This window comes from Bacteroidota bacterium, from assembly GCA_013360915.1.
In the GTDB taxonomy this organism is placed as follows: Bacteria; Bacteroidota; JABWAT01; order JABWAT01; family JABWAT01; genus JABWAT01.
Genome location: JABWAT010000002.1, coordinates 608,532 through 620,008, shown reverse-complemented (window position 1 = coordinate 620,008; position 11,477 = coordinate 608,532). Strand labels below are relative to the sequence as shown.

The following is an 11,477-nucleotide window of genomic DNA, read 5'->3' as shown; positions in this document are numbered from 1 at the left end:
ATCCTGAGCGTTCGCGTGGGATGTACCGGTTGTCAGATTCAACTGATTGACAACCCGGATGTTAGTAGAAACCAGGTCAAGATCACCAGAAAGTTTTGAAACAGTCAGGTTGTAGAACCGTTGAGAACTGGTTAACCCACCTGCATTCAGATCCTGATCAATTGTTCCATTGAATACAAAGGTTCCTGAGCGTGCATTCAGTGTTCCGCCACTGTTGGTATAGTTACCACCGACACTCACCTGATAGTTTGAAGCCGTTACATCAAACGTACCGGATTGAAGAGTCAGGTTACCAGATACGGTGATGTTAGAGGATAACAGAACCGTTGTTCCTACTGCCCCGTTAATGGTCAGATTCCGGATGGAGGTGGCACCGTTTGCAAAGGTTTTTGTACCGCTAGAAGGATTCATAACGATAGTTGACAACCCTGCATTAAAGGTTCCCGTTCTGGTCCAGTTTCCAGCCACATTTATTGTAGAAGCACTTCCTGTTGATGTCAGAGTACCGGTGATTGTGACATCACGCTCTACGGTTAAGGTCTGTCCGGCAGCAAGGGTCAGTGTTGCTCCACTATTGATGGTCAGATCACGAACGGTGGCAGCGGTGGCGCTGATGGTTGGAGCATTCGGTGTACCGGATGGAATAATAACATTCACACCAGTACCAGGGACCACATTGGAATCCCAGTTAGCAGCAACTTCCCAAACTGTGCTGGAAGATCCATCCCATGTATAGGTTGAGAAGGTTGATGTCCAGTTAATCTGTGCACCCGGATCACTTTCATAGTCCTGTCCTGCCAGTGAGCCAGAAGCATCCTGGAAGGTGATCGTTCCGGTAAGACCATTGGGACGGGTGATGTTATTGGTAGGACCACTACCAAAGACCACGTTGGTGGCAGTAGGACCTGTCAGTGTATTCTGGAAGTTAACATACGTACCACCAGCTGCACCGTTAGCAAAGGAGCCCTCCTGGAAGAAGTTTGTTCCATTCAGATTGGATCCCGCGCTGAACACAATACCTGAGGCATTGAGATGCTCAATCAGATAATATCTGGCACCGAATGTTCCGCCACTGCTGATGGTCACTGCATAGGTTCCTACAGTTTGTCTGGTCATTGTGGCGATGTTCGCTGCATCAGGACCCACAACAGACATGATACCACCCGAGTTTACTGTCAGAGTTGAAGCATTGCCCATTCTGAGTGAAGCAAGACCATCTACCTCAAGAGTACCCGAAACAGACAGAGCGTCTGTACCAACTCCATCACCATGATTAAATGTCTGACCATTCAGATCAAGGGTACCAGAATTGATCGTGGTATTCGCTTTTGTCGAAAGGGTCCCACTCAGTTGAAGAATGGCACCGCCAGTCAGGGTAATGGTGACGTTGTTTAAGGAGGCACCACCTGAAGTCAGTGTTTTTGTACCACTGCTTGCATTAAACAGAATGGTAGCTGTTCTGGAATTGAATGTTCCCGCGTTTGTAAAATCACCACCGATTGTCAGGTTGTAATTGGTTCCGGTCACATCAAAACTTGACCCACTCAGGATCGACAGGTTATTACTGATAGTGGTGTTGGCACCAATCTGGTAGGCCGCTGTTCCACCGATTTCAAGGTTATAAAAAGCAGAAGAACCATTGTTAATCGTTTTGGTACCGCTCGTCCCATTGAAACGGACAGTAGAGCTTCCGTTATTGAAAGATCCGCCTGTGTTTCTTGTAAATCCGCCGGCGATGGCAATAATGTCATCGTTTGCGCTCACCACAATGCTACCACCGTTGATAACAAGGTCGGCAGCGATTGTAAGGTCATCTGCAGTACCATCATCAGTAGTGTTAATGGTTAAGGTTCCGCTGTTTACCGTCAGACTCTTTGCCAGCGCGCCAGAAGCAGTAATGCTCGGGGCATTGGTAGCGGTGACAATCACAACATCGGTTGTTGCATCCGGAATGATTTCTCCACCGCTGGAAGGTGTCCAGTTGGTGGCAGTGTACCAATCGGTAGAGGTTGAACCATCCCAGGTAAGTGTAATCGGCGTTGGCCATGACAACAGACTGGAAGGATCGTTATCAAACGATTCACCGGTAAAAGCACCAGTTGAAGGATCAAAGACGATCACGCCACTGGTTGCAATGGTACGCTGAACGTTAAAGGCTCCGCCACCCGGATTGGTTGGGAACGAAATATCAGAGATAGTGAAACCTGTAGTTGAATGTTCCAGACGAAGAAGCACACCACCAGCCGTACCATTGGTAAAGGTACAATTGCTGAAATTGTTGGTTGCATGAACCGAAGCACTTGTAGTAACATAAATACCATTGGCATTCATGTACTCAAAAGTGGTATACCTGGCTGCAATGGTTCCATTATTGACCTGGAAGCTGTAATTCCCTGCACCATTTCTGGATACAGTTGTCGGATTTCCAGCTGTTCCAACCAGATCCAAAGTGGCTCCGCTTCCAACAGAAAGGGTGGCTGCATTGCCAAGTAAGAGGATACCACCAGCACCAAGCGTAAAGTTCCCCTGAATATTGACCGTTTTTGCTCCGCCGCCAACACCACCAAGTGTAATGCTGTTACCGTTACCGTTAAACGTACCAGCAAGCAAATTGAAGTTATTTGCAATCGAAATATCATCCAGTACGTTATAAGTAGCACCTGAAGCATTAATTGTCAGGTTATTGATCAGAGAAGCAGGAACATTGGCAATGTTCATTGAGATGTCATAAGTACCTGCAGTACCATTAAGAGTAATCGTACTTGAGGAAGTAAATGACCCGGTTCCGGAAGCAGTAAGGCTACCTCCCACATTAATGGTTAAGCCGTTGGGGTTAAACCGTCCTGCTACCACATTAAGATTATTGGAAGTCACCAGACCAGATGTATTGTTAGGATAAATCTGATAATCCCCCGTGTTATTAACCGTTACTTTATAGAAGTTGTTATCGGAGGATATGGTTGTTCCGCTATTGATAACCTGATCAGCGGTTGAACCATTGAAAATGACCTCACCTGAGCGTTCTACAAAAATCCCGGTTGTATTGGTCCAGTTACCAGTCAGACTGATAGAGTGGTTACCGGCAGATACATCAAGAATACAACCACTGTTAATGGTTAGATTACCCGTCACATTGATCGGATTATCAAGTGTTTTAGTACGGCCACTACCAGTAAATTGGATGGGACCATAGTTGATATCACCACGGACTGTTTGGTCAAGGTTACCATCATATATGGTCTGTGCGTTGGAAGCGAATGTATAATTACTGAAACCGCTCGGAAAATTGTTGGTTCCGCGCACATAAAGAATCGGTGAATTGCTCACAAAAGGATCTCCGCCATCACCAGCAATGGTGAATGTCTGAAGGTTAACAGCCGTCAGAGTCGCATTCATGGTAAGAGAACCGGTCAGATCCAGGTTTCCTATCAGTGTCTTCGTTCCTGTACCAGCCATCACCAGATTGGCAAAGTCAGATGCGGAGATGTTAACGCCAGCACCATCCAGAGTGACGGTACCAGTTCCGGTATATCCCGAAGAGGCATTGTTATTGGTCCAGGCCCCGGCTACCGTATGACTGAATCCACCATCTGCGAAGGTTCCTGAAGCACCGATGGTTACCGCGCCATTGATGTCAAAATCGCCACCAGCACTAAGCGTGGAGTTTACAGTCAACGCGTTCGCAACTACCGTTGATGTGGTAGTGGATTTGGTACCACTTCCAGACACAGTCAGATTGTAGTAGTTACCATTTGAAATGGATTGGGCACCTGTGCCATCGAGGGTTACCGTTCCGACTACACCGGTAGAAGTTGGATTGAAGGTACCGTTGTTAACCAGGTTACCAGAATGAGTGAGATTATACCCGTTGGTCGTCATGGTTACGGTAGCAGTGGCATCAATAGTCAGTGTACCATTAATATCAATGGTACCGCCAGTGGCTCCAAGGTTGAAAGTTGAATTACCAGAGAAGGTAATATTGTCAAAAGAAGACGACCGGTTATCGATGGTTTTTGTACCGCTTGTTCCGGTAAAATCAACCGTTCCGCCACCAGGGATAAATACTCCAGTAGCGCCTCTGGTCCAGTTACCGCCTACACTGATTACGGTACCAGATGACCCGAAAGCATCGAGGGTACCGGCGCCTGTGGAGCCAATAATGACATCTTGTTCAACCGTAATGTCGTAACCTCCACCAATACTGAGGACACCATCAGAAATGGTCAGGGATTTTGCAGCCGCATCCGCACCGTTAATAACGGGATCGTTCGTCACATTCGGAATGGTAACGTCGGTTGTTGCATCCGGTACGGATCCAAGATTCCAATTCGATGCTGTAAACCAGTCGGTTGAGGTAGTACCTGTCCAGACAAGCGCTGTGGTAGCAGGCCATGACATGCTGTTGGAATTATCGTTTTCGTAGGTGGAGTTGGAAGTAACGTTCAATCCGGCCAGATTTCCATCAACAGTCCCCGTAAAGTTAACTGCATTTGTACTGCTGACTGCACGTGAAACGTTATAGATTCCACCCGGAGGAGTTCCAGCATAGTTAAATTGAATATTGTTGATGGTAATAGGACCACCATCATAATCCAATTGTAAGTATCTGGCTCCTGCGGTAGCAGAAATATTCGACCAGATACCATCAGAAAGGTTATTTGTCCCATCAATAGTTGATGTGGAATTTATAACAAGACCAGCGTCTGCAAGGTATTCAAAACTATACCATCTGGCTGCAATAGTGGCACCATTGGCAATATTAATTGCAGTACGATTGGTTCCTGCAGAACGGGAAATGCTGGCGCGATCATTGGTACCAGTACCAACCGCACGCAACGTTGCTCCGCTGTTTATATTCAGGGTACTGTTAGAAGCCGTGTTATTAAAACGAAGAATGGCATCTGCATCAATCTCAAGTACAGCGCCTGAAGCAAGACTGTTGGTCGTTCCGTTTCCTAACGTTGCTGTATAGCTATTCAGATCGATGGTTGCATTCTGACCAACGGTGAGTGCACCAGTTAAAGTCAGGTTAGAACCAAGCGTATAAGTACGTGTATTGGTTTGAACCTGATTAAAGGTAACCGCTGCAAAACTGGATGCACCGGCTGTAATGGACTTGCCTGTTCCGTTGTTGCTTTCAAAAGCAACGGTTGCACCTGCGGCAGTAAAGGTTGCGCTGTTTAACCAGTTACCAGTTACCGTCACTCCGAAACCACCAGTTGCAAATGCACCAGCACTGATTGTGACATCATCAACGTTCAATGCAGCAGAAAGAGTTTTGGTGCCACCGCCCGAAATTGTCAGATCCTGGATTGTGGTAAACACAGCAGGCAACGTATAAGTCGAAACTCCGTCCAGAATAAAACTGGCCGAGGACGTAGTCCAGGTTACACCAGGATCAATGGTAATCGGAGGTACACCAAGACCAGGAGAAACACCACTGATGGTATGAGTAAGTGTACCCATATCCAGTGTAAAGTTTCCGTTTGCATCATCCAGAAGAATCTGATCATTGATATCAAAACCGTTACCGGTGATGGTTTTGTTACTTTCGCCAATGAAAGTGACATCACCAAAGGTATTGGTTACACCAGGATTGATCGTTTGGGTTTCTGCGATCACATCCCTTGCAAATGTCACAAGAGCTGCATTCCCTGTAATGGTAAATGTACCTGAGTTGGTCCAGTTCAAACCATTAAATGTTATGGTACGAGCGTTCACCAATGAAACAATACCACCAGGAGAAACAGAAAAGTCTCCGTTAATGGTAAACGCATCTGCTCCACCGCTGATTCCAAGGCTGAGAGTTCCGGAATTCGAAACGGTCAGGTTATTTAGAGTAATTGCACCGGCATTGCCGCCAAACAAATTGAATGATTGAGCTGCTCCATCAAAAACCAGTGTCGAGGTACCTGCCACGAATCCACTGGCATCTGCCCAGTTGTACTCGAAATTACCAGCAATGTTGTGAGTGAAAGTACCTGCAATGAAAACTGCATCGTTTTGCATTGTAAATACCCCATCAATATTCAGGTTACCCTCAGCTGTTTTGGTAACAGCATTGGTCTGACCATTATCGAGAGTCAGGTTTCCATAGGTAACTCCGGATTCAATGGTTTGGTTGGCAATATTGGAGTTATAGTTAACAGTGGAGGTTGGAGCCAACGAATAGGTTCCGAAACCTTGAGGGAAGGAGTTTCCTGACACTGCCGTGTTCATGGTTGTACCGGCTCCAAGAGAAAATGATCCGGTACCGGTTCCTGAAATTGCCTCTGCAGCAAGTGTCAAAGTGGCACCCGAAGAAACTGTCAGATTGTTGGTAACTGCAAGCGTACCAAGGCCTGTTCCCAGTGTTTTGGTTGAAGCACCAGTGAAACTGATGTTTTCAACTGAAAGTAATTGAGCATCAACGGCCTGGGCAGCAGTACCATCGAAAGCGATGGTGCTATAGGTAGCCGGAGTTGCCAAATCAAATTCGATCTGCTGAGTTCCACCAATGGTCGGTGTTGCCACAGCCAATGCACCAGAAATGGTCAATGTGTAGTCCTGAATCAGCAATTTGGTGTTTGCATCGTTATCAAGGTCAAGTGTGCCGAGTACAGTGGTGTTCCCGAGCAGAACCTTATCAACATCATTACCAGGAGCCGCAGCCGGCTGGTCAATGGTCAGATTTCCGTAAGTAGTCGGGAAAATGTTCTGATTCGAGTTTGATTGATAGGTCACCGTACTGGATGAAGACAGGGTAAATGTTTCCAGTGAGGCAGGAAGATTGGTTACAGAAATGATCAGGTTACTGGTACCATTGATGGTCAGATCATTGGTTCCTGCAAAGTTGATACTTGCATTGGCCAGATTGACTGTGATGGGGCCAGAGTTGATTACCACGTTTCCATTTATCTGTGTGGCATTGGTTGCAGAAAACGTTGCTGTTGTACCTGTATTCAATGCGAAAGTGATATTGTTGAAGGTAGTCGGAGCTGTACCTGTATCAAAGGTCTTTGTCCCCCCATCAAAAATGACACGTTGCGCACCGGAAGAAAGGAAGCCACCAGAGGTTGCAGTGTTATCAATCCATACACTGGCTCCGCTTCCGATTGAACTTCCAACGTAGAGGTCATAAGTCTGACCATCCAGGAAAGTATTGTCGCCAATGGTGACCGCACCATTAACATCAAGGTTCGAAGCCAGTTGTTTGGTACTTCCGCCTCCCCCGCTAGTGGTGAGGTTATAGAACTGACCACCAGTAATCACCTGTGTACCAGATGAAGCATTGAAAGTGACTGTTCCAGCGCGTGAAACGAATGTGCCAGCAGTAACAGTCCAGTCACCGGTAACAGTAACTGCATAGTTAGAACCGGATACATCTAGAGACCCATCGCTGATCGTCAGATCATTGGCCACCGTAATGGCAGATGATAATGTATAAACTGAACTTGGAGCATTAATGGTCAGATTGTAGAAACTTTCACCAGCAGGAATACTGATGTTATCATTGAAGTTGCTTCCATCAAATGTGACTGTTGATCCACCATCATTGAATGTTGCACCCGTTGTCTGTCCCCAAGAACCACTGACAGTCAGCAAAGAAGTTGCATCAGTCATTGTGATTGTGGTGTTGGTACCAAAATCAAGATCACCATTGATATCCAGAGTGCGTCCGGAACCAACAGTCAGGGTGATATTATTAGAAGGACTTGAAATCGACATGTTGCCTGATGTGGCGTCGCTGCCCGTGATGGAAACCGAATAAGTTCCAACAACTGTGGAGTGATCAAGGATTACATAGTCGGTTGCACCGGGAACCGAGTTGGTAGACCAGTTATTGCTGTCATTCCAACTGGATCCATCACCAGGAGAACCATCGACATCCACATTACCAGTCCAGGTAACTCCACCCGGGAAGGACCAGTTTACCTGACCAGACCCGGTTTCAGTATCGAATGTTTCACCAGCAAATGCCCCGTTTGCATCAACAAAGGTCCAAACGTTGGCACCATTATCGGTACGGCGCACGTTAAAATTGGCGGCAGAAGTCGCGTTGGTAAAGGTAACTTCTGAAGAATTGACAGCCGCACCCGGGTCGGCAGTAATGGTCAGAAACGCATCGGTAGCAGTTGCACCTCGATGGTCAGAGAAGGAACCGTTATTGAACGAGTTAGTTGCATCAACCGAACCACCGTTGAAGTTGATACCCCCATTTGTTAACTGAGAAAACTGGAAGTAGGCTGCTTCAATGGTACCGCTGGTATTAATAATCTGGTAGCCATCCACTCCGCCACCCACAACATTTCCATTAACGGTTGCAGGAAATCCATCGGTACCGACCACACGGAAAGTACCACCCTGATTCACCACTTCGCCATCATCGGGCATGGTTAATATTCCATCTTCAGAAACATGGAAGACACCACCATTTAACACAATCGCGTTGGTTGCATCGGTCATTGTTACTGTGACACCATCAACAACAAATGTTCCGGAATTCAGAGTAAATCCATTGGAAGCAGCATTGTAAGTTGAATTCAGGGAACCTAATAAAGTATACGTTACACCAGGACCACCAACAACCAGGTTGGCTGTAAAAGCGGTGGTTCCGAAATTGACGTTGATCGAGCCGGCGGTGGCATCCAGGGTAACAGGTCCAGTTCCACCCGTAAAAATGATGGTTCCTCCGTTAGAGGTCTGAACATCAACGTCTCCAGCCACATTCAATGCATTGGTTTGAAGATCCAGATCACCGTTTTGGACGGTCAGGTCATTGTTAATATCCAACACACCTACGACATCGAGGTCAGATCCGGCAGTCATGTTGAGGGTCAGGTCCCACAAAGGAAGACCCTGTGTGACCATATTTTTTGCACCACCCGTGAAGGTAACCAGACCACTACGGGGTGTAAATCCAGAACCAGCTGCAAAACCCCACTCATTACCGCCAATCGAACCATTCAGGGCAATAGTATAATTAGAGGCAGAAACATCCAGGGTAACGCCAGAGTTAACTGTAAGAAGTCCATCAACGTCCAATTGGGAATTCAGCGTTTTGGTACCTGAACCGGAAAGTGTTACTGAATAAAACAGCCCACCCAATTCCTGATTCGTTCCATTGAATGTAACCGTAGACCCACCGGTAGTAAATGTACCGAAGTTGGTCCAATCGCCTGCGAGTGAAATTGAAACACCGTTTGCGTTATTCAGAATGGCTCCGCCTTCAATACTGATGTCATTATTCGCAACAATGGCGTTGGCGGCTGCCGGGCGTTTTTCGCCAGCATTTCTGAAAATGATGTTATTAAACGCAACACCACCAGAGGTAATGTCCTGCTGAGCTCCACCATCGAATACCACTGTTGAATTGGTTGTATTGATTGTGGCCCCTGTATTCCGTACCCAGTCATCACCGATATAAAAAGTTCTGTTGGAAATATCGAAAACAGCATTGGCAGCAAGGGTAAAATCCTGCTGAACCTCTGCATCTGACAGGAGAACAACACCACCAACTGTTGTGTTGGAGATGGTCAGGTTATTGAAGTAACCGTCAATATCAAATCCGGTGGAAGGCATATCGATGTTTTGCGTTCCGGTACCGGAAAAGTTTACTGTACCAGTTGAAGGTTGGAAGAGTCCATCCACATCCCAGTTGGTTCCTGTGAACAACAACGAAACGTTGGAGGTCATGGTAATGGTTGTACCAGACACTGCGACAAAGTCACCGGCAACCGTAAAGTTGGCACCAGCTACAATGTTCGTCGTTGTCGCACCAAGGAATTCGATATTCTGAATAGTTGGACTACCACTCAGGGTAAGAATTTGTGAAGAACCAGCAAGGCTAAGGGTGGCACCTGCTGTCATTGTCAGTATCGCATTGGCCTGTTTTGTGAAGTTACCACCGACAGTTACGTTAAAACCCTGAACATCAAAGGTTGTTTGGTTGGGTGCTCCTGCATTGCTCATTGCAATGGCACCATTCACAACCACATCACCATCAAGGGTCTTTACCGAGTTACCTCCATTACCACCATCACCAAGATAAATGGAACCATAGTTTCCATCAGCTAATACAGGAATGGTCTGAGCAGAGGTTGATTGAAAATAAATCCATGAAGAAGGACTGAAACTACCCGTGGTAAAACCATCTGAAAGTGCGCCAAAGGTATCAATGAAGGTAGAAATGTCTGCATTGGTGGTGGTCAGACGAACATATTCTGCCAAACCAAAGGTTCCGGTGCCATTTGAACTGGTAATGGTATTATTACCAAGGGCAATCAGAACAGAAACGGTTGGTGAACCTGCCGGATTGGATCCCAGAAAGTTCCCTGTTAACGTAAGCGATGAGCTGATGGTGTAAGTCCGGTTAGCTGTAATAGAAGGTGGCGCGATGGTCAGGTTATTAAGCGTGTAGACACCGGCATTCAGGTTTTGGTTAACATCGTTTCCATCAAGCGTAACAGTACCACCGGTTGCTGAAAGCGTTCCGGTCGTATTTAATGTAATAGAGGCGGCCACATTCAGATCGTTAGTCTGCAGATTAAATGTCTGACCGGCCTGCACGTTCAAGGCACCATTCACATCCACATTGCCAGTGGCCGTTTTCGTACCACCGTTGAGGGTGAGGTTAAAGTAGGACATTCCTGTCACGTTCTGACTGGTACCAGTATATGTAATGGTACCACCAGAAACGGTCACGGACTCAAATCCGATGTATTGTGTATCAAAGGCAAATGTATTGGTAACTGTCAAGCCACCCGTCGACATGGTAAAGGTATTGGTACCGACACCTGTTACGGTATTGCCATTCGGGTTGAAGGTAGAACCGGCAGCACTGTGAGTGAATGAACCACCATTGGCGATCGAAATGGGGCTGTTCAGCGTCACACCACCTGTCTCACTCGAAGCAATCGTCAGGTTGTAAAAGGTCGGACTTCCCGAAATGTCGTTTCCGGTTCCCCCGGTCAGATGAACGGTGGATGTACCTGCTGTAAAAGCAGAGACGGTCCAACTATCTGTTACATAAATATTTGCTGCTCCGGTGGCGGTCAGGGTTGAAACCGTTATATCACCATTCGCAGACGTCACATTACCTGTGGTAAGAGAACCAGTTGAAATGGTCAGTGTTCCCGTACCGGAAACACCATCTGACAAGGTTAATGAGTTGGCACCCATATCCAGCTGACCGGTAACCACCAGAGAAAGCATGGAATTTGCGGGGACCACATCAAGCGTAACCGTGTGACCAGTTTGAATGGTAACTGTATTGGTACCCGAGCTCTGTCCCGGGTATTCGGCTGTTGCCTGCCAGGATCCGGCAGTAAACCGCTGCCAACCACCAGCATTTGACCAGTTGAGCGTTGCTGAATTCGACCGGAAGTCGCCAGACGTCTGTGCCCAACCGGTAGCCGTCAGCAGGAGGATGCTCAGGAAGCCGACTAAAAATTTTAACCCTTTTTTCATCTTGATCACCTTGTCTTTAATTAATTTCT

Annotated in this window: 1 protein-coding gene; it reads right to left on the bottom strand. The window is 46.8% G+C overall.

All coding sequences use genetic code 11. The features are described 5' to 3' along the window. Positions 1-11,448: hypothetical protein (locus tag HUU10_06310; GenBank protein ID NUQ81206.1), on the bottom strand; the 11,448-nt coding region annotated here is incomplete at its 3' end. Positions 11,449-11,477: the final 29 nt, after the last annotated feature.